Consider the following 20,171-nt stretch of genomic DNA (forward strand, 5'->3'; position numbering starts at 1 on the left):
TGTCTCCTAGGACGGAGCAATTGCCGATCAGTGTGCAAACAGGTCAGCATGCGTGATTGAAATCGAAACGTTTATTTCCGATTTCCGTGAAGTTAACGCATTGCAACGGGTTCTGCCATCTCTTCAACGCTTGGACAGGTGCAAATCAAATTGCGATCGCCAAAGGCATTGTCGATGCGTGCCACTGAAGGCCAAAACTTGTTGCTGACTTGTTCAGGAAGCGGAAATGCAGCCTGCTGCCGGCTGTAGGGACGGTCCCAGTTGTCCGCTGTGACCGCAGCCAAGGTGTGCGGTGCACGGCGCAGAGGGTTGTTCTCCCGATCACTGGATCCATCTTCGATCGCAGCGGCTTCAGCACGGATCGCAATCATCGCGTCACAGAACCGATCCAGCTCTTCCAAGCTCTCGCTCTCCGTGGGTTCCACCATCACCGTGCCGGCCACAGGCCAACTCACCGTTGGGGCATGAAAGCCAAAGTCCATCAAGCGTTTGGCCAGATCATCCACTTCCAATCCGGCGGTTCGCTTCAGGCTCCGCAGATCAAGGATGCATTCATGGGCCACCAGCCCACTCTCCCCTCGAAACAGCACTGGGTAGTGCGCATCCAAGCGACTCGCTAAGTAGTTGGCGGAGAGGAGGGCGATCGCCGTGGCCTGACGCAGTCCAAAAGGACCCATCAAACGCAAATACATCCAGCTGATTGGCAAGATGCCTGCACTTCCCCAAGGGGCAGCAGACACAGCCTGGATGGCCTGCTCTCCACCACAGGCCATCAGGGGATGTCCGGGTAAAAACGGCAGCAGATGAGCTGCCACCCCAATCGGACCGACCCCTGGCCCACCTCCACCGTGAGGGATGCAGAAGGTCTTGTGCAAATTCAGATGGCAGACATCAGCCCCAAAGGAGCCAGGCCTGCAAAGCCCAACCTGCGCATTCAAATTGGCTCCATCGAGATACACCTGCCCTCCATGCTCATGAACGAGCGCACAGATTTCACGAATACGAACCTCAAACACTCCGTGCGTTGAGGGATAGGTCACCATCAAGGCCGCGAGCGATGCACTGTGCTGCTCTGCTTTAGAGCGCAGATCCTCCACATCCACATTGCCCTCGTCATCGCAGGCCACCGCCACCACACGCATGCCCGCCATCACGGCGCTGGCTGGATTGGTGCCGTGGGCACTCGTTGGGATCAAGCAAACATTTCTAGAAGCCTCGCCACGGGAGCGATGCCAGGCACGAATCACGAGCAGCCCTGCGTATTCGCCCTGCGATCCGGCATTGGGCTGGAGCGACACACCGGCAAACCCGGTGAGTGCCGCCAACCAGGTTGCGAGGTCCTGAACCATCCGCTGGGAACCCTGCTGCTGATCCAAAGGAGCGAAGGGATGCATCGCCGCAAACTCCCGCCAACTCACAGGCACAAGCTCTGAAGCCGCATTGAGCTTCATGGTGCAACTCCCTAGGGGAATCATTCCATGCACCAAGGACAGATCCTTACTCACCAATCGCTGGATGTAGCGCATCAGCTCGGTTTCACTGTGGTAGCGGTGAAAGACCGACTGTTGAAGCCAGGGCGCTTGGCGACAGGGAACACCACTCAAATGAGCGTCAGTGCTCTGCTCACCGAGATCCGTTGGGACAGGAGCCTCCACCGCTTGCGCCAAAACCGCGATGAGACGCTTGATCTCGTCGGAATCCGAGAGTTCATCCAGGCTGATTCCAAATCCCTGAGCCGTCTCCACTGAGGCTCCATCTGGCAAGACACGGAGATTGATGCCTTCGAGTGCTGCCAGGCGATGCACCTGCGGAGCCATCGATCCATAAACATCAAAACTGTCAAAGCGAGGCTTCGCCTCAAGCGAATAGCCCAACTGACGCACCGCCTCCTCGAGCTGAAGCCGAAGGGCCACAAGCCTGTGCGCCATCGCCTCCAGCCCTTTAGGGCCGTGATGGATGGCATAAAACGAGGCCATCACAGCGAGCAGCACTTGGGCCGTACAAATATTGCTCGTGGCTTTGTCGCGTCGGATGTGCTGCTCGCGGGTCTGCAAGGCCAACCGAAACGCTGGCTGGCCATCCGCATCTCGAGACTGGCCGACAATCCGGCCAGGCACCTGGCGGCGAAACGCATCGCGGGTGGCAAAGAAGGCGGCATGGGGGCCGCCACCGCCCATCGGCACACCAAAACGCTGGGTGCTGCCAACAGCGATGTCGGCACCGAGCTCACCAACCGGAGCAAGCAACACCTGGGCAAGGGGGTCGACCGCCACCGTGACAAGGGCAGCGCTGTCATGGGCAGAAGCGATGCAGGCGGACGGATCCCAAAGCCGCCCACAACGGCCTGGCAGTTGGAGCAAAACCCCAAAGACATCGTCACCCCAGCGGAACGCCTCGGGCTCCGCCACATCCAGCTCCACCCCAATGGGTAGGGCCCTGGTTTGCAACACGGCCAATGTCTGGGGCAACACAGCTGCGTCCACCAAAAAGCGCTTGGCCTCTGGCCGGCGACAGGTGGCCAAGCTCAGGCCCATCGCTTCTGCTGCGGCAGTGCCTTCATCGAGCAGTGAAGCGTTGGCGATTGGTAAGCCAGTGAGCTCGCTGATCAGGGTCTGAAAATTGAACAACGCTTCCAGGCGGCCCTGCGCAATCTCAGCTTGATAAGGCGTGTAGGCCGTGTACCAAGAGGGGTTTTCCAGCACCTGACGCTGAATGACCGCTGGCGTCACGGTGTCGTAGTAGCCAAGACCAATCAGCGATCGCCTCACCTGATTGGCGTCAGCCAAGCCACGCAGCTCCGCCAGAGCACTGGCTTCGGTGCAGCCACGGGGAAGGTCCTCAACAGGAGGAAGTGCATCAAAAATATTGGCCGGAACAACCGCACGCAAAAAAGAATCGAGATCCTCAAATCCCAGCGCCTTCAACATCCGTTGTTGCGCCTGATCTCCGGGTCCGATATGCCGGCCTACGAACGGAGACAGTGTCTGAGCCACCGACGCGTCAGACACACGCTGTTCAAGCAAGGTCAAAAGGTCGGGTGCGGGGAGAGTGACTGTAAGGAAGTCCCCGCCGCATTGACGGGCCAATCAAGCTTCGGTTAGGCAGCCGCCACCTTGGCGGAGTAGGTCGCTGAATCCATCAATTCCTCAATCTGGGATGGCTCTGAAGGGCGAATCAACAAGAGCCAACCCTCCCCGTGAGGATCGTTCTGAAGCTCCTCAGGATTGGCCAACACCGCTTCATTGCGCTGAACCACTTCACCCGTAATCGGCGCGTACATCTCCTCAACGGCCTTCACCGATTCCACGGTTCCAAAGCTGGTTCCGCGGCTGAGCGCAGACCCCAGCTCAGGCAAATCCACAAACACAATGTCTCCGAGCTGATCCACGGCATAGGCGCTTAGGCCAACCCGCACGAACTCCGCTTCCTGCCGGACATATTCATGACTGTCGGCGAACCGAAACTGGTCGGGAAAGTCAAAGGCCATCGGGCCAGGAGATGCGGTTGTTACCCAGTCTGCGCCAGATCAACCCAACCTGCCGTCAGCAAAGCGCAAAGGGCCCTGATCAGAGCCAATTCCACATGGGCGCGATGGGTTCCACCTTGCACGTAGAGATTGAAGGGCTCTCGCAGGGGAGCATCCGCAGAAAATTCACTGGTGCTGCCATCGATGAAGGTGCCGCCGGCCATCACCAAATCACTGGCATAACCAGGCATCGGCGCTGGCACCGGGTCGAGATAGGACCCTATTGGCGAGATTCCCTGGAAGGCCCGACAAATCAATTTCAAGGCGTCTGGGTCTCCGATCTGCACCGCCTGGATGAGATCACTGCGTGGCTCCCCTGCAGACGGTTGCACCGGATAACCAAGATCAGCAAACACAGCCGCCACCAAATCAGCACCAATCAAGGCTTCCGCCACCATCTGCGGAGCGAGAAACAAGCCCTGCAACAGCAGGCGATGCAGGTCAAAACCACTGCCGCCCTCGCTCCCAATCCCTGGAGCAGTCAGCCTGCAACAAGCCTGTTCCACCAACGAGGCTCGACCTGCTACGTAGCCGCCAGCGGGGGCGATCGTGCCACCGAGATTCTTGATTAACGAACCGGCCACCAGATCGGCACCGACCTCAGGGGGTTCTCGCTCCTCCACCAGCTCGCCATAACAGTTGTCTACGAAACAAACGCAATCGGGCTGCCGCTGATGAATGCGCTCACAGAGGCGTTCGATCGTGTTGATGGACAGCGATGGCCGCCAGCTGTACCCACAGCTGCGCTGCATCAACACCAGCCGGCGGGGGATCTCTAAAGCAGCATCCAAAGCCGCCTCATCAACCGCTCCAGAGTCGAGCAGGGGAAGTTCTTCGTACTGCACTCCGAAGTCACGAAGAGACCCCTGCCCCTCTCCCCTTAAACCAATCACCTCTTCAAGGGTGTCGTAAGGGCGACCCGTAATCGAGAGCATCCGCTCACCAGGGCGCAACACCCCGAACAAAGCTGCAGCAATCGCATGGGTGCCACTCACAAACTGGAGTCGCACAGCCGCGGCTTCAGCACCCAGCACCCTGGCAAAGACGCGATCCAGCACCTCTCTCCCCTGATCGCCATGGCCATAGCCGCTCACAGACGCGAAATGCTGGGTCCCAACGCGCTCAGCTGCGAAGGCATTCAGCACCTTTTCCAAGCGAACCGAGACGCCCGCAGTGCGTTGCTCTGCCATGGGCCTGAGTCGATCTTTCGCTTGCCGAATGCGTGCTCGCGCCCACTGCTCAGCGCTCGCAGCATCCGTTGCGCCATCCCCAGAATTTGAATCCATCTCTGCTTATTCGCACTTTTTGTGCTCAGTTCTTTTACATTCGCATCTTCTAGCCGTCTCAAGATTCGCCGATTTCTCGTCGTCTGAATCTCTAGATCCGGTGCAAGGAGACTCTCTTGGTTACATCCACCCCGGCTGACGCAAGCACCCAACGCGAGCTGCGCATGCGCGCAGCTGTGATGGCACCGCGTCAAACGCTCCCCTCAAAACAGCGCCGCCTCAAAGGGGGGACCACCAGCTTCATGGTTGTCATCCACGTGCTGGCAACAGTGGCCTTACTCCCACGCTTCTGGAGCTGGCAGGGGCTGGTTGCCTTCGGCGTTCTGTATTGGATGACCGTGCTTGGCGTCACCCTGGGCCTGCATCGGCTTGTGGCGCACCGCAGCTTTGAAGTGCCCGGTTGGCTTGAGAGGGTTCTCGTGGTGATGGGCACCTTGGCCTGCCAAAGCGGACCGATTGATTGGGTAGCTCTGCATCGCCACCATCACCGCTTTTCCGATCAGCCCAATGATCATCACGATGCCGGCCGGGGGTTGTGGTGGAGCCACAGCGAATGGATGCTCCACGACATCCCCGCTCTGAAAGAAAAGCATCGCTATGCGGGCGATCTGCTGAACGATCGTTTTTATGTGTGGCTCGACCATTGGTTCCTCCTGCTCCAAATCCCACTGGGATTAGCTCTTTACTGGTACGGAGAGGCCGCAGGAATTCACGGTGGTGGAGTTGGGCTCGTTCTGTGGGCCATCCCTTTACGTCTCGCCGTTGTGTATCACGTGACTTGGCTGGTCAATTCCGCCACTCACGCGTTTGGCTACCGGAACTTCAACAGTCCTGATTTGTCACGCAACTGCTGGTGGGTGGCCGTGCTCTCCTTCGGAGAGGGCTGGCATAACAATCACCACGCCTATCCAGATAGCGCCCGCCATGGCTTGCGTTGGTTCGAATTCGACATCACCTGGATGCACATTCGACTGCTGCGCAGACTCGGACTCACCCGCAAAGTGCGACAAGCGCGCTATTCCGGCTGATCGTCCTGGGTTGCCTTGAAGGGGAGAAGACGTCGCAATTCATCAAGGAATGCCGCTGGCGTCTCCCCCTTTTGACCATCCAAGGAGAGATAGGTGGAGTGGAGATCGAGAAACTCCCCATCAAGTTCCTCGGCTGAGTAATCACGCAGACCCGCCATCACGGCAGCGAATCGTTCACGGCGTTGCGTTTTCCCGACTGGATACGCGCTCATCAACTGATCGCGACAATGACGCCAAGGCTGCCCTCGGCAGAGACAATCCGCGAGCGCTGCACTCAAAGGGGCTGCTTCTATTGGATCAATGCGCCAATCGAAACCTGGTGGCAAAGGGGCAAGGCCTACAAAGATCTCCAATAACTGGCCTGCTCCCAACGGCTTGCCGTTGGCGCTGATCACAGGCACAGCGCTCACCTTGAGCACCTTGAGCAGATCGGGATGCACCTCAGCGAGATGCTCTTGGATCGGATCCAACCCTGCCTCGAGGATCGCATTGGCCTGCCCGAGAGCCAGGAACACCTCGGGACCGGGAGAGGCGAGCTTGCCGTTGCGCAAGTTCGAGATTTGGGAGTTGTGCACACGACCGAGATCGAGGGCATCGGCGAGGGCAGGCAACACCTTGTGGGACCAGCCATTGCGCTCGTGCCAGACATGGATCAAGTGCGCCATCGCCCGACGGCCTTCATCGAGCCGATCCCGGTAACCCTTGGGCAGATGATCAGGAATGCCTTCCTCCTTCATCACTTGATACGGATCCTTATTGGGTATAGTCTATAAACATCAAGCGGATTAGCCATGGTTGCAAGCACGATCAGAACTCCGTCGCCGCCCAGTCGGCCAGCAGCTTCGCACCTGGCAGCAGCTCAAGCAAGACTTCTTTATCGCCCACGCAAGGGCCAGCCTGCGCCCAACCCTAAAAATCACCAGCATTCCATCACGATTGGATTCATGATCGTGATCCACGCCCTCGCGGTGGTGGCCCTACTGCCGAGCTTCTGGAGCTGGCCTGCTGTCACCAGCCTGCTGGTTCTGTACTGGGTCACGGCCTGCCTCGGCGTCACCCTTGGCTATCACCGCCTACTGACGCACCGATCCTTCCGCCTACCCCGTTGGCTGGAGCGCTTTTTCGCAACCTGCGGCGCCCTGAGCTGCCAACACGGCCCCATCGACTGGGTGGGGCTGCACCGGCATCACCACAAGTTTTCTGATACGGATCCCGATCACCACAACAGCCATCGCGGATTTTGGTGGAGCCACATGGGTTGGATGTTCCACCCGATCGAAGCCATGCCTGCGGTGCCCCGTCTCACCGGCGATCTCGTGGGCGATCCCTATTACCGCTGGCTGAATGCCCACTTCCTCTGGCTCCAGCTCCCTCTTGGCTTGCTGTTGTTCTGGATCGGTACCGCCACAGGTGCTGGCGGTTGGGCCCTGGTGTTGTGGGGGATTCCCTTGCGCTTAGTGGTCGTGTATCACATCACCTGGCTTGTGAACTCCGCCACGCATTGCTGGGGCAACGTTGTCTTCGACAGCGGTGACGCATCACGCAACAACAAATGGGTCGCGGCGCTCACCTTCGGCGAGGGCTGGCACAACAATCACCACGCCTTCCCCCATTCCGCACGCCACGGCATGCAACCGGGACAGATCGATCTCACCTGGGAACACATCCGCCTGATGCGCGCATTAGGGCTCGCAACCAAGGTGCGCCTACCGGTCACGTCGTAAACTTCGCAATCGCTTCTCATCGTCAACCCCTTCTAAATCGCCATGGCCAAGCGCGTACAAGTCGTACTCAATGAGGACATCCTCAGCCTGGGCCGCAATGGCGATCTGGTTGACGTTGCACCCGGGTACGCCCGCAACTTCTTGCTTCCCTTCGGTAAAGCTGTTCCCGTCACCCCAGCGGTGATGAAGCAGGTGGAGCACCGCAGGGCTAAAGAGGCAGAACGCCAAGCCACCCTGAAGCAAGATGCTGTGGCTTTCCGCACCGCTCTCGACACGATCGGGCGGTTCACCGTGAAGAAACAAACCGGTGGAGACGACGTGCTGTTTGGCACCGTGACCAATGGCGATGTCGCCGAAGTGATCGAAGCGGCAACAAAGAAAGAAGTGGATCGCCGCGACATCACTGTTCCCGATATCCACCGCACTGGCTCCTACAAGGTGCAGGTGAAGTTGCACAGCGAAGTCACAGCAGAAATCAACCTCGAAGTCGTCAGTTATTGATTCTTGGCATCGCCGTCACGGCCAGCCAGAGTGTGATCACTTAACGGCGCCAGTTCACTGCCATGGCGAGTGTCTCCCAACCTGATCACAGCGCGAGCCAAGGTGGGGGACAGCGTGGTTACGGCAAAGGCCGTCAACGCGATGAGCCCAATTTCGAAGCCCTGCCCGACTCACTTCCGCCCCAAAACCTTGAGGCGGAAGAAGCGGTTCTTGGGGGGGTTTTGTTGGATCCCGACGCCATCGGACGGGTTGCGGACGTGCTCCAACCAGAGGCCTTTTATCTAGGTGCCCACCGCGAGATCTTTCGCACCGCGGTGATGCTCCATAGCCAGGGCAAACCCACAGATCTCACCGCGATGACCGCCTGGTTGGCGGATACAGGATCGCTCGACAAGGTTGGCGGTAGTGGCCGCTTAGTGGAGCTGGTGGAGCGGGTGGCCTCCACGGCCTCGATCGAACAGGTGGCCCGTCTGGTGATGGATAAGTTCCTGCGCCGGCAGCTGATCCGCTCCGGCAATGAAGTGATTCAGCTGGGCTTTGACCAAAGTCTGCCGATGGATCAGGTGCTGGATGAAGCCGAACAGAAAATTTTCGCCATCAGCCAAGAGAAACCCTCCAAAGGACTCACGCCCACAGCTGAAATCCTCACCAGCACGTTCAACGAAATCGAAAGCCGATCACTCGGCACCTCGGTGGCGGGCATTCCGGTGAATTTCTACGACCTGGATGCGATGACCCAAGGCCTGCAGCGCAGTGACCTGATCATCGTGGCGGGCCGTCCAGCAATGGGCAAAACCTCGATCGTGCTCAACCTGGCCAAAAACGTGGCTCAATTGCACAACCTTCCGGTGTGCATCTTTAGCTTGGAGATGAGCAAAGAACAACTCACCTATCGCCTGCTCTCGATGGAGGTTGGCATCGAAGCGGGGCGTTTACGCACCGGCAGGCTGCAACAGGAGGAATGGCCCTTGCTGGGCCAAGGCATCAACACCCTGGGGCAATTACCGATGTACATCGATGACAAACCCAACTCCAGCGTGCTGGAGATGCGCTCGCTCTGCCGCCGGCTGATGGCCGAACAAGGCAAGGATCTAGGCCTGGTGGTGATTGATTACCTGCAGCTGATGGAAGGATCAACCCCCGACAATCGCGTCCAGGAAATCTCACGGATCACCCGAGGGCTCAAGGGCATGGCCCGCGAGCTGAACGTGCCGGTGATCGCCCTGTCCCAGCTCAGCCGTGGCGTGGAATCACGCACCAACAAACGGCCCATGCTCAGTGACCTGAGGGAATCGGGCTCGATTGAGCAGGACGCTGATCTGGTGTTGATGATCTACCGCGATGAGTACTACAACCCCGAAACCCCAGACCGGGGCATCACCGAAGTGATCGTGACCAAGCACCGCAATGGGCCCGTGGGCACCGTGAAACTCCTGTTCGAGCCCCAGTTCACGCGCTTCCGCAACCTGGCGGCCTGAGCGAGGAGCCGTCTTAGGAACTAGACAATAAAGATATGAGCTTCAGCCCTGCCCCCACAGAACGTTTTGACCTGATCGTCGTGGGAGGCGGCCATGCCGGTTGCGAGGCTGCGATCACGGCTGCTCGTTTGGGGCTGAATACCGCCCTGTTCACCCTCAATCTCGACCGGATCGCCTGGCAGCCCTGTAATCCTGCTGTTGGCGGACCAGCCAAAAGCCAGCTTGTCCATGAAGTGGATGCCCTCGGTGGCGTGATTGGCCGCCTCGCCGATGCCACCGCCATCCAAAAGCGGGTCTTAAATGCCAGCCGCGGCCCTGCGGTTTGGGCCCTGCGCGCCCAGACCGACAAACGTCATTACTCCCGGGAGATGCTGAAGCTGCTGCATCACACCCCCAACCTGGCCCTGCGCGAAGCGATGGTGACGGGCCTCGAAGTGGATGGAGATCCCAATCAACCAGGCAGTGCCCGGATCAAAGGCATCCGCACTTACTTCGGCAGTGTCTACGGCGCCCAAGCCGTGGTGCTCACCGCTGGCACCTTCCTTGGCGGTCGCATCTGGGTGGGCCATCAATCGATGTCTGCCGGGCGCGCTGGCGAGCAGGCCGCGGAAGGCCTAACCGACGCCTTGAAGCAGCTGGGCTTCCACACCGATCGGCTCAAAACCGGCACCCCTGCCCGCGTTGATCGGCGCAGCATTGCGCTCGACCAATTGGAAGCACAACCAAGCGATGCCGCTGATCGCTTCTTTTCGTTTGACCCAACGGCCTGGGCCAGCGGAGAACAGATGAGCTGCCACATCACCCGCACCACAGCAGCAACGCATCAACTGATCAAAGACAACCTCCATCTCACGGCTATTTACGGCGGTGTGATCGATAGCAAGGGCCCGCGCTATTGCCCCTCGATCGAAGACAAGATCGTGCGCTTTGCCGACAAAGACTCCCACCAAATTTTCCTGGAACCAGAAGGACGCGACACCCCAGAGATTTACGTGCAGGGCTTCTCAACAGGGTTGCCAGAAACGATCCAACTGGAACTGCTGCGCACCCTCCCTGGCTTGGAGCACTGCGTCATGCTTCGGCCGGCCTATTCAGTGGATTACGACTACCTTCCCGCCACCCAACTCAAACCCTCCCTAGAAACCAAGCGCGTGCGGGGTCTGTTTAGTGCCGGGCAACTCAACGGCACAACGGGCTACGAGGAGGCCGCGGCCCAAGGCCTTGTCGCTGGCCTGAACGCCGCCCGCCTGATCGGAGGCCAAGAGCCCGTGCACTTCCCCAGGGAAAACAGCTACATCGGCACGATGATCGACGATCTCGTGAGCCAAGACTTACGCGAGCCTTACCGGGTCTTGACCAGTCGCAGTGAATACCGCTTGGTGTTGCGTGGTGATAACGCCGACCGGCGCCTCACCCCTCTCGGCCGTGAGCTTGGACTGATTGACGACCGGCGTTGGCAACTGTTCAACGACAAGCTCCAGGCTATGGAGGAAGAAAAACAGCGCCTCGAAACAATTCGCCTCAAGGTCAGCGACCCTGTCGCACCAGCCATTGAGCAAGAAAGCGGAGCTCCGATCAGAGGCTCGATCACGCTTGCGGATCTGTTGCGTCGATCAGGGGTCCACAGCTCTGATCTCGTGCGCCATGGCCTGGCCGATCCCGAACTTCCCCTAGCGGTGAGAGAGGGCGCGGAAATCGACATTAAATACAGCGGATACCTGCAGCGCCAGCAACAACAGATCGATCAGGTCAAACGCCAAAGTCTGCGCAAACTCCCCGCCGATCTTGATTACGCCAGCATCGGCACCTTGTCGCGAGAAGCGCGCGAAAAGCTCACTGCCATTCAACCCACAACATTGGGCCAGGCCACCCACATCCCTGGCGTCAGCCCAGCAGATCTCACGGCTCTGTTGCTTTGGCTGGAGCTACAAAAGCGCCGATCCAAAAAAAGTGAAGGCCTCGCCAGCAGCGCCAACTCTCGATAACTTTGGCCCAACCAAAGGTTTGCAGTGCCCTCTCGCCTCTCCACATCCACGGCGTATTGGAATCTGCGCGCTGAACAGGTGATGGACCAGGTGTTCCAAGCAGCGGAACCCTCGCTGAAGGCCGTTGAGATTCGAGTGGAACCAGCCCCAGATCCAGCCAACAACCAAGTTGCGGATCCGCTTGCAACATCGCAGCGCAGCACTCAGCAGTGGCAGCAGCTCACCCTGATCGGCATGACGCTCGGCGCCCTGCTCTGTAGTGCTTGGTTGGCTCGCAGCTGGCAGCTCTCCGAACAAGCCCTCTATCGCGAGCGCAATATGGCTCTCACTGAAAAGCTCAAAGCACGCGCCACCCCCTCTCCCTCTGCATCTCCCAAACCAGCTGAACCTGAGACGGTCGCCAGCCTGCCCAGCCTCGAACCGCTCACGCTGCCGCTCAGTGCAGCGATTGCCCCAGCTCCCTTGAGCCAGCCAGCTCTCGTGGGAGTTGTCCACGCCGAAGTGGGGGGATCGGCGATCTTCCAAATAGACAATCAATCGCTCTCTGCCACTCCTGGCGAAAGCATCGGCAACAGTGGCTGGTCCTTGCTGAGCCTTTCCAGCACCGGTGCGGTAATTGAACGCAACGGCAAGCGCCAGTCCCTTTCGATCGGAGGTGCCTTCTAGCTAGAGAGATCCAATCAAATAGCTACCAACATATAGTTTTTGACTAAAAAGAAAAGACACTAAAAGGAAGAGTGACTCTAGATAGAGAGTCTTTGAAAGAGCACTTTTAGCTGCTCATTAAGCGTCCCATCAACTGGTTTGCAGAGTTGCATTCGCTCGAAGGAGAGATACAACGAATTCATTGTGCCTGCAGCCGGTGCCTCGACAGATCTTCGCGGTATTGCTGATCGCAATGATTGCAGGCACCCATGCCGATGCCAAGCCTTCACGGCCAAGGGATACACCAATCCTGACGAGCGTCTCCGACCTTGCACTTCTAGGCCCAAAAGTGAGACCGCTATCTCAACGCTTGTGGCCAATCAGGCGTGGAGAGAGGATCAGACTCGAATACCCGCTTCCCTATCTTGCCCAGGAAGTGAGCCCTTACGGTTGGCGATTTTCAGACCATAGAGGCAAGTGGCGCTTACATACAGGACATGATTTGATCGCACCCGCTGGAACAGGAGTCTTGGCTGCACTCTCAGGAAAAGCCTTGATGGTGCAACCCATTTCTGGATACGGACTGACCGTCGTACTCGATCATGGCAATGGCTGGCAAACGCTTTACGCTCATTTACTTCGTGCTCGAATCAGGCCCGGCCAACTCATCCAAACCGGTGACCTAATCGGGAATGTAGGGAAAAGCGGCCATGCCAGCACCGCTCATCTTCATTTCGAGCTCCGTCGCTTCAAGAATGGGCAGATGATGGCGATTGACCCTGCCCCGCTTCTTCAGCTACGCAAGACATCGAGACGCTGAGAGAGAGAAATCAAGCGAAAGCCTGACTAGACGTGAGTCAATGTACCCAGAGAAAAACGTGCCCTTGATCTTTAATTAGACATTTATAAATTTAGATCGGTAAATCAAAGTGTAGAAACGTTGCCTTTCGCCCGACAAAGCTGGGGGATTCAGCCTTTCTGCCACGAACTTCATGAAGTTGAGTGAAATCAGTGCAGCAAAGGCGCCTGATGATTGATTCATGAAACACGTCTCAATATTGGAGCTCGAGATTCCATTTAGATTTTTTGGAGCGTTAGTCGTGGGTTCTGCCCTAATGATCATGGCTCGTTCTTTTAAAGAAGCTGCACTACTTGGCGGAACCTTTCTCTGCGGGCTTGGAGCCCTTGAGCTAGCCCTTCGTTTCAGTGGTTACTGATCAAGGCCAGCCCCAGTTGCGAGCCAGGACAACAAGGCTGGTTAGGGTGCGCCAAATTTCACTGATGCAACAGGATTTGCTAAGCACAGCTTCCAACTTCCATCGCCAATCCGTCTCAGTGGGAGGTACCCACTGACATCACCTTCAGAGTTGGCATTGTCTTCTGGGCTATTGCCCTCTCCCAGCTGTTTATGGGAAGCACCTGCCGACACGGTTGTGGCCGGGGATGATCCAGGGGAATTACCGGGCCCCTGGAGACTGATGCTCCTAGGAGACGGCAGCCCAACCCGTCATCTCCGTCTGCTCACAGGACATCCAGTGGCCGTGCAATTAATTGCCATGGCAGAAGAACCAGGAGGACAGCCTTCCGTCCGCTGCCCACGCGAAGTGCAGGAGCTCAAACCTCCTTTGCTACGCCGGCAAGTCTGGTTGAACTGTGACGGACAAACCTTGGCTTGGGCTGAAAGCTGGTGGAATCAGGATGAAGCCAACGAGCACCTACAAGACCGAAACCTGCCGATCTGGCTCAGCCTCACGCAGGGTCGCTCTGAGCTCTTTCGCGAAGTGGATGGTTTAGCGCTCGTGCAAGAACCCTGGCTTGAGGAACGGTTTGGCTGCTCAGGACCGTTTTGGAGTCGCCACTATCGATTTTTTCGTCAAGGACGAGAGCTCACGGTGATTCGTGAGGTGTTCAGCCCTGCCTTGGAGCAATGGCTAGGAGCCACTCCGCGCCAACCTCTTCATCTTTCTAGATGAAGAAAGCCAGCGTTTTCGCGTAATACGTGCTTGTGATCTTGCAGTAGGTCATGCGATCGGGATCATGTCGCTAGTTGCGATGGTTTCATGACAACGTCCCAGTGGCTAAACCTGTCCGACCTCGGTCGCAGATTTGGGCTTTCTGCCAGACATTGCGGCCACGCTCTCGACCATCAAGGCTGGCGCGACGGCAACGGAGATCCAACGCCAGCTGCGATCGCAGCCGGTGCAGGCCAGCGCCACAACAGCCATCACCACAGACACTCAAACCGCTGGAACGTGGACATTTGCGCCGCCGTGCTCTCCACCCACAGCCAGCGCCCCATCAATCGCAGTGAACAGGTTTCACAGTGGGTGACATTGCTCGAGGCCATGGAAGAAGGGTCGGCCTCGGTCTCCACGAGCACCGATCAAATGGCCGAAGATCTGCCCTTTGATCTGATCAAAGACGTGAACCATCAGCTGAGTCATCGAGGCTGTCGCTATCAGGTCCAACGTCTCCAGGAGAAACAGCCTTTAGTCAGCCCAACCTGAGACCTTCCGCCTGGCGTCGTGCCTTTTCGAGTTGCTCTTTCAGTAGGTCTTCATCGGTATGGCTGAGGTTGGTGTGAATCAACCGGGCATGAGGCGCATGGCGACGCAAGCGCTCGATCACGCGATCGGGCGTGGCATCCCTCACTAACAACGCCAAAGCAGCACTGCCCTTCGGCAGGGTTTCCGCGAGTTCTCTCAAAAAGTTGTCGTTGATTCCCACGTCATTGAGTGATCCCGAGGCAGCACCGGCACCGGCACCAACGGCGAGACCCAACAAAGGATTGGCAAACAACAATCCGATCAACAATCCCCAGAAGCTCCCGCCCATCGCTCCAGCCGCCGTCATGTTGATCGCCTGACGCAAGTGCACATGGCCGTCTTCTCCATGCTCAAGCACCACCGCATCCTCAAGCGCAATCAAATGCTCTTGCTGGATGGTGACCAACTCGCGACGGACCTCCTCCGCTTCTTGAGCCTTTGGAAAGCCCACAACCACCAAATTGCTCATACAACCAGAGTGTTTTTAAAAGAGTAGAGATCAATCGATCTAACGATCAGTCCCGTCTCCTACTGGAGCGAGGCAATGGTCGCCTGGAGGAGCCACGGGATAAAGGCTGGGTGGACGCCGCAGCTGATGGGGGCGACGAGGAGCGGGACCAGCGCTCTACACGGAAGCTTTCGTCATCAGGCCAGCTGTTGTCATCCTCGCCATAGGTGGACTGATGCTCAGGCACGGGGTCCATAACCTGCCGCCGTGAGATCGCATCGAGAGGCCGCTTGCGGCTTGATACCGCAGGCGATTCAGCTTGCAGGGACGGCTCAACAGGATCTCTCCAGCCTTCTTCTTCGTCCATCAGCCAATCGATCTTGTCGCCGACCCAGCGACCCATTCTTTCGAGATCCCTTGAAGGACGCATACCACCGGCAGAACGTCGACCAGGTCGCGTGCCAGCAACACCATCCACCAGCTGGCGACCGGTTTCAATCCACTGATCCAATCGCCGATCACCAGAGTCCTGACTGCGCTGCCCCTGACTGCGCTGCCGCGGTTGAAAACGTCCATCCATCCCTTGACCTTAACGACGCCGCTGCTGCAGCCAACGCTCCCTTTGCCAACCGATTAACGCGATCGACACCCCACCAGCTTCTAAGACCCAAAGAAACAAATCCATCTCAATCCTGAGCGGGGGCAGATACATAGCTGAGCAGACAACTCACATCCCAGTGACCGTCATGATGCCGATCACAGCACAACCTGCAAGCCGCTTGCCTGACCCGTCGCCGATACGGAGTCCGCTGCCCACAGATGGGGCAGATGGCAATCCAACGAGGGGAACTCTGCTGAACAGGAAAACGATGGCGGATGCTCACCTTGAATCGGGTTTGTGAGGCATTAATCACCTCCATCTGAGCCCGAAAGCAAGGGCCATGACTCTCGCTCTGACCCAACACCAGATCCACCCAGGCATGAATCATTTCATGGCAGAGGGTGCTCTCGGTGGCGCAGCGAGGCAAGGGATCCAGCAAGGGTTTTGAGAGCACAATCTCCCGTCCAAGCGGGGGAGCCACCGCCGGCCCGCGGCGATAAAAGCCTGCCGTCTTTCGCATCCGCCCATCACTCCAGCGCAAGGCAACCAGGGGTCCCGTGCCCCGCACCAGGCAGCCATCAAAGTGTTCTCGATTGAGCCTGTGAAACAACGGCAGCAGTGGCTCGAGGGGCATGGGGACTGCGAAAAAAGCCAAACAGGACGAAAGCCGGCCCAGTCTGCCTCGTTCCTGCATCCAGTCAGTCAGAATCTGCACTCATTCGGATACACCCGATGGAACTGGGCTTGGTTCGCGAGATCGGTAGCAAGGCTTTATTAGCCGGTGGTGGAGCGCTGCTCCTCTACTGGACATTCACGGCGGTGAAGCTCGTGCTGAGCGCCCGTGGGATCAATCCGCTAATTAAGCAGTTCTTCACGCAAGTGGCAGCGGGCAGGATCGATGCCGCTTACTTGCTCACCACCAAGAACTATCGCCAGCATGTGAACCGTCAACAGTTCATTCGCTACCTGGCGGGTTTGAAGCTGAATCGCTTCCGCAATCTCAAATCTGGTCGCCCGAGGCTGCAGGAAGGCAACATCATCCTGACCGTGAAATTGATCGCAGAAGACAAAGAGGAGATGCCTCTGGATTTCACGTTTATCAAGACGGATGATTCCTGGAAGATCGAGCGAATCGTCGCCGTGAACAGCTGAGCAGGAGCGTTGAGTAGGTCGCAGCCGCTGAGATCGTCCAGCAGCTCTCAATCGCGAGCGGAAGAATTGCGGCGCCTGCTCAATCGGGCTGCTCACGCTTATTACGTGCTCGACGCTCCGGACATGGAAGATGCGGTCTATGACCAGCTCTACAGGGAACTCCAAGAGTTAGAGCACCAAGATTCAAGATTGGTGAGTGCAGACAGTCCCACCCAGCGGGTGGGTGGGCGCCTAGCAGAAGGATTTAGCAGCGTGCGCCACAGGATTCCCCTGTTCAGCCTCGACAACGCCTTTAACCATGACGAGCTCCATGGCTGGTATGGCCGATTGCTCAAGGTGCTTGATCGTGCACCAGCAGAAGGAGTTCCACCTCCGGCCCTGGCCATGGTGGGAGAACTCAAAATCGATGGCAACGCCCTCGCCTTGAGCTACGAAAACGGGGTGCTCGTTCGGGCCGCAACGCGCGGGGACGGTGAACAGGGAGAAGAGATCACCGCCAACGTGCGCACGATCAGCTCCATTCCCTTGCGCTTGCACCTCGAACCGGCACCAGCCTGGGTAGAAGTGCGTGGGGAGGCCTTCATCCCCGATGCCACCTTCCATGCCATCAACAACGAACGCCTAAGCCGCGACGAAGCTCTGTTTGCCAATCCCCGCAATGCCTGTGCTGGAACGTTGCGCCAACTGGATCCAAGCGTTGTTGCCTCAAGACGGCTGGACTTTTTCGCCTACACGCTTCAGCTGCCGGACGATTGGCAAGGGCGCCGACCACTCACGCAATGGGATGCCCTGCAATGGCTAGGAGATGCGGGATTCAAGGTGAACCCAAATGCGGGCTTATTGCCGGATCTTCCCTCGGTCGAGAACTTCTTCGACAGCTGGGATACAGAGCGACGGCAACTCAATTACGCCACCGACGGTGTGGTGGTGAAGCTCAATGAATTACGGCTGCAGGATGCCGCAGGCTTCACCCAGAAAGCACCACGCTGGGCGATTGCGCTCAAGTACCCAGCGGAGGAAGCGCCAACCAAGATCCTGAGGATCAGCTGTCAGGTGGGACGAACGGGAGTGATCACCCCAGTGGCGGAATTCGAGCCTGTGCTGTTGGCCGGCACGAGCGTCAGCAGGGCCAGCCTTCATAACGCCGACAGACTGGTAGAGCTTGACCTCCACAACGGCGACACGATTGTGGTGCGCAAGGCCGGAGAGATCATCCCGGAGGTGGTGAGGGTCTTGCCAGAGCTACGACCTGCGCTCAGCCAACCCGTGGAGCTCCCCAAGATCTGTCCGGCCTGCGGATCCACCTTGGTACGCGAAACCAGCGAATCGGCCACGCGCTGCATCAACAGCAGCTGCCCGGCGATCCTGCGCGGCGCTCTGCGCCACTGGGTCAGCAAAGGGGCCATGGATGTGGATGGCCTTGGCAGCAAACTGATCGAACAATTAGTGGATCGAGGTCTCGTTCAGTCGATTGCAGACCTGTATCGCCTAGACCCAGCCCTGCTCGGCAGCCTGGAGCGCATGGGATCGAAGAGCGCCGAGAATTTAATTCAAGCCTTGGAGGCATCCCGCTCTCAAGGATGGGCCAAACAGCTGTACGGCCTCGGCATCCATCACGTTGGAGACGTCAACGCCAAGGCGATTACCGCTGCTTTTGCCAATGCAGACGACCTGAATCAAGCGGCGTGTCGCGCACCGGACAGCATCACCGCAATTTTTGGAGTCGGCAAAGAAATTGCCCAAAGTTTGCAGCAGTGGTTTTCCAACCCTGCCAATCAGCGGCTCCTCGATGAGTTGCGCAGCCTCGGATTCAGCCTGGCACTCAATGAGGAAGAGCAAACGCGAGCCACGGCGGCGGCAGCCAACGATCATCTATCCGGTTCCACCTTTGTGCTGACCGGCACCTTGCCCACACTCAGCCGCTCTCAGGCCAAAGAACAAATCGAGGCTTTCGGCGGAAAAGTATCGGGATCCGTCAGTAAGAAAACCAGCTATCTCGTGGCAGGCGAGGAGGCAGGAAGCAAACTCACCAAAGCCCAGGAGCTGGGGATCAAAGTTCTCGATGAAGATGCCCTTCAGAACCTTCTGAAACCATCGCCATAAGTACCTATCAAACCTACCTCAGCCCTTAAAGAACCTGGGATTTTTCAGTGCCAATCTGTTGGCCAGATCTCAAAATAATTATCTTCACCCTTTCTGCATGATTAATGCACTTTATCAGGTGCACAATCAAACTAATCTTCAAACACACCATCACTGAAGAAAAACATTAATGAACTCACCCAAAGCCTTCCGCTGGATCAAAACAGACTGTGGTCGAGCCAAATATATCGACCTCTCATCTCGCAATGGTGTCATTCCCAAGTTGAGACTGGGATGGTTTGTACTTATTGCCTGCATTCGAGATGCTAACCTTCCCAACCCGGATTAGCTACTAAAATAGGATTTGTCTATGGCATTCCCTCGCACGAGCAAGATCAGAACTTCACTTGATGTAAGCCATCGCCTAAATCATTGATCTGAGAGATCTTTGGAGATAGAGACAAGACCAAGTCACGTGCTTGAATTAACCTTAGAGGAAAGTTGTTTCATCATTTAAGGCGTTCTTTGCTGCACGCCCGACTAACCAAACCACTCCAACCGTGGCTAAGACGCCCACCACGCGCAGGATCCATGCTTGGGCAGAAGCTTCTCCAGCGAGCACCTCACCAAAACGAGCTGCATCACCTGCCAGCGCGCCCAACGCACAAAACAAAATAGTGCCTGGGACGATGCCAATCAGACCGATGCTGTAATCACGCAAGCTCACCTCACTGAGGCCATAAACCAAGTTCAGCAAAGAGAAGGGGAACGCTGGAGATAGACGCGTCAAAAGCACAAGCTTGAGCCCCTCTCGGCTGACAGCCCTCTCCACAGCCTGAAGCTTTGGATAATGCGTCAAACGCTGGCTCGTCCAATCGCGCAACCAATATCGGCCGAGCAGAAACGCTGCCTCTGCGCCGAGACAGGCCCCCACAAACACAATCAGGCTTCCCCACCAGGTTCCGTAAAGAGCTCCAGCCAACATCGAAGCCCATACCCCTGGAAGCAGAAGTGTCACCCAAGCCGCATACAGCGGAATGAACACCAATCCACCCAGAGGAGAGCGCAGCCACAGCGTGAATGGCTCAAACCAGGACATCCCCTCAATCATGTGTTCAAGCCCATCCGAAGCCACACTTCCATGCTGACCGTTTGGAGTAGAAACGGAG

At 57.6% G+C, this 20,171-nt stretch carries 19 protein-coding genes; 11 read left to right on the forward strand and 8 right to left on the reverse strand.

Going from position 1 to position 20,171, the window contains the following annotated elements:
• Nucleotides 1–92: 92 nt before the first annotated feature.
• From gcvP to SynPROS91_RS11455, 3 genes are all read right to left on the reverse strand, one after another.
• Nucleotides 93–3,029, reverse strand: a complete 2,937-nt coding sequence (gene gcvP, locus SynPROS91_RS11445; RefSeq protein WP_186516989.1) for an aminomethyl-transferring glycine dehydrogenase — start codon at nucleotides 3,027–3,029, stop codon at nucleotides 93–95.
• Between the two features lie 68 nt (nucleotides 3,030–3,097).
• Nucleotides 3,098–3,487 (reverse strand): glycine cleavage system protein GcvH, encoded by a 390-nt coding sequence (gene gcvH / locus SynPROS91_RS11450; protein ID WP_186516991.1) that lies wholly within the window; start codon nucleotides 3,485–3,487, stop codon nucleotides 3,098–3,100.
• Nucleotides 3,488–3,507: 20 nt separating this feature from the next.
• Nucleotides 3,508–4,812, reverse strand: a complete 1,305-nt coding sequence (locus SynPROS91_RS11455; protein ID WP_186516998.1) for a methionine gamma-lyase family protein — start codon at nucleotides 4,810–4,812, stop codon at nucleotides 3,508–3,510.
• A 164-nt stretch (nucleotides 4,813–4,976) separates the two neighbouring features.
• Here SynPROS91_RS11455 and SynPROS91_RS11460 point away from each other — a divergent pair, with 164 nt between their 5' ends.
• Nucleotides 4,977–5,840: an acyl-CoA desaturase gene (locus SynPROS91_RS11460; RefSeq protein ID WP_370586806.1), complete on the forward strand. Its 864-nt coding sequence runs from the start codon at nucleotides 4,977–4,979 to the stop codon at nucleotides 5,838–5,840.
• On the opposite strand, the gene SynPROS91_RS11465 is transcribed toward SynPROS91_RS11460, so the two are convergent.
• The gene (locus SynPROS91_RS11465; RefSeq protein WP_186519785.1) at nucleotides 5,828–6,577 is read right to left on the reverse strand and encodes a hypothetical protein; all 750 of its coding nucleotides are present in this window, start codon (nucleotides 6,575–6,577) and stop codon (nucleotides 5,828–5,830) included. The two genes, SynPROS91_RS11460 and SynPROS91_RS11465, sit on opposite strands and share 13 nt — an antisense overlap.
• Nucleotides 6,578–6,631: 54 nt before the next feature.
• Between SynPROS91_RS11465 and SynPROS91_RS11470 the strand changes: the two genes are divergently transcribed.
• The 8 genes from SynPROS91_RS11470 (at nucleotide 6,632) to SynPROS91_RS11505 (ending at nucleotide 14,680) form a co-directional block, all read left to right on the forward strand.
• Entirely contained in the window at nucleotides 6,632–7,564 is a 933-nt protein-coding gene (locus SynPROS91_RS11470; protein WP_186517014.1) for a fatty acid desaturase, read from the forward strand.
• A gap of 42 nt (nucleotides 7,565–7,606) precedes the next feature.
• The gene (gene rplI / locus SynPROS91_RS11475) at nucleotides 7,607–8,065 is read left to right on the forward strand and encodes a 50S ribosomal protein L9 (protein ID WP_186517016.1); all 459 of its coding nucleotides are present in this window, start codon (nucleotides 7,607–7,609) and stop codon (nucleotides 8,063–8,065) included.
• A 62-nt stretch (nucleotides 8,066–8,127) separates the two neighbouring features.
• Nucleotides 8,128–9,543, forward strand: a complete 1,416-nt coding sequence (gene dnaB, locus SynPROS91_RS11480; protein WP_186517018.1) for a replicative DNA helicase — start codon at nucleotides 8,128–8,130, stop codon at nucleotides 9,541–9,543.
• 35 nt (nucleotides 9,544–9,578) lie between these two features.
• The gene (gene mnmG, locus SynPROS91_RS11485) at nucleotides 9,579–11,528 is read left to right on the forward strand and encodes a tRNA uridine-5-carboxymethylaminomethyl(34) synthesis enzyme MnmG (RefSeq protein ID WP_186517020.1); all 1,950 of its coding nucleotides are present in this window, start codon (nucleotides 9,579–9,581) and stop codon (nucleotides 11,526–11,528) included.
• Nucleotides 11,529–11,552: 24 nt separating this feature from the next.
• Nucleotides 11,553–12,194 carry a DNA polymerase III subunit beta gene (locus tag SynPROS91_RS11490; protein WP_255439791.1) on the forward strand — a complete coding sequence of 214 codons (642 nt, stop codon included), beginning with the start codon at nucleotides 11,553–11,555 and terminating at the stop codon, nucleotides 12,192–12,194.
• 196 nt (nucleotides 12,195–12,390) lie between these two features.
• Nucleotides 12,391–12,993, forward strand: coding sequence for a M23 family metallopeptidase (locus SynPROS91_RS11495; RefSeq protein WP_255439792.1), 603 nt, complete (start codon nucleotides 12,391–12,393; stop codon nucleotides 12,991–12,993).
• 568 nt (nucleotides 12,994–13,561) lie between these two features.
• Nucleotides 13,562–14,146 carry a chorismate lyase gene (locus SynPROS91_RS11500; RefSeq protein WP_370586807.1) on the forward strand — a complete coding sequence of 195 codons (585 nt, stop codon included), beginning with the start codon at nucleotides 13,562–13,564 and terminating at the stop codon, nucleotides 14,144–14,146.
• Nucleotides 14,147–14,233: 87 nt separating this feature from the next.
• Nucleotides 14,234–14,680, forward strand: a complete 447-nt coding sequence (locus SynPROS91_RS11505) for a hypothetical protein (RefSeq protein ID WP_186517022.1) — start codon at nucleotides 14,234–14,236, stop codon at nucleotides 14,678–14,680.
• Here the strand turns inward: SynPROS91_RS11505 and SynPROS91_RS11510 are convergent.
• From SynPROS91_RS11510 to SynPROS91_RS11520, 3 genes are all read right to left on the reverse strand, one after another.
• Nucleotides 14,667–15,188: a DUF1269 domain-containing protein gene (locus SynPROS91_RS11510; protein ID WP_186517024.1), complete on the reverse strand. Its 522-nt coding sequence runs from the start codon at nucleotides 15,186–15,188 to the stop codon at nucleotides 14,667–14,669. The two genes, SynPROS91_RS11505 and SynPROS91_RS11510, sit on opposite strands and share 14 nt — an antisense overlap.
• Before the next feature lie 46 nt (nucleotides 15,189–15,234).
• Nucleotides 15,235–15,747 (reverse strand): RNA helicase, encoded by a 513-nt coding sequence (locus tag SynPROS91_RS11515; RefSeq protein WP_186517026.1) that lies wholly within the window; start codon nucleotides 15,745–15,747, stop codon nucleotides 15,235–15,237.
• A 106-nt stretch (nucleotides 15,748–15,853) separates the two neighbouring features.
• Nucleotides 15,854–16,402, reverse strand: coding sequence for a SprT family zinc-dependent metalloprotease (locus tag SynPROS91_RS11520; RefSeq protein ID WP_186519793.1), 549 nt, complete (start codon nucleotides 16,400–16,402; stop codon nucleotides 15,854–15,856).
• Between the two features lie 98 nt (nucleotides 16,403–16,500).
• On the opposite strand from SynPROS91_RS11520, the gene SynPROS91_RS11525 reads away from it, so the two are divergent.
• Both SynPROS91_RS11525 and ligA read left to right on the forward strand, forming a co-directional pair.
• A complete protein-coding gene (locus SynPROS91_RS11525) occupies nucleotides 16,501–16,920 on the forward strand; it encodes a hypothetical protein (RefSeq protein WP_186517028.1) in 420 nt (139 codons plus the stop codon).
• A 9-nt stretch (nucleotides 16,921–16,929) separates the two neighbouring features.
• Nucleotides 16,930–19,023, forward strand: a complete 2,094-nt coding sequence (gene ligA, locus SynPROS91_RS11530) for an NAD-dependent DNA ligase LigA (protein WP_186517036.1) — start codon at nucleotides 16,930–16,932, stop codon at nucleotides 19,021–19,023.
• A gap of 469 nt (nucleotides 19,024–19,492) precedes the next feature.
• On the opposite strand, the gene SynPROS91_RS11535 is transcribed toward ligA, so the two are convergent.
• Nucleotides 19,493–20,101 (reverse strand): TVP38/TMEM64 family protein, encoded by a 609-nt coding sequence (locus SynPROS91_RS11535; RefSeq protein ID WP_186517038.1) that lies wholly within the window; start codon nucleotides 20,099–20,101, stop codon nucleotides 19,493–19,495.
• Between the last annotated feature and the right edge of the window lie 70 nt (nucleotides 20,102–20,171).

The organism is Synechococcus sp. PROS-9-1 (assembly GCF_014279775.1).
Lineage (GTDB): Bacteria > Cyanobacteriota > Cyanobacteriia > PCC-6307 > Cyanobiaceae > Synechococcus_C.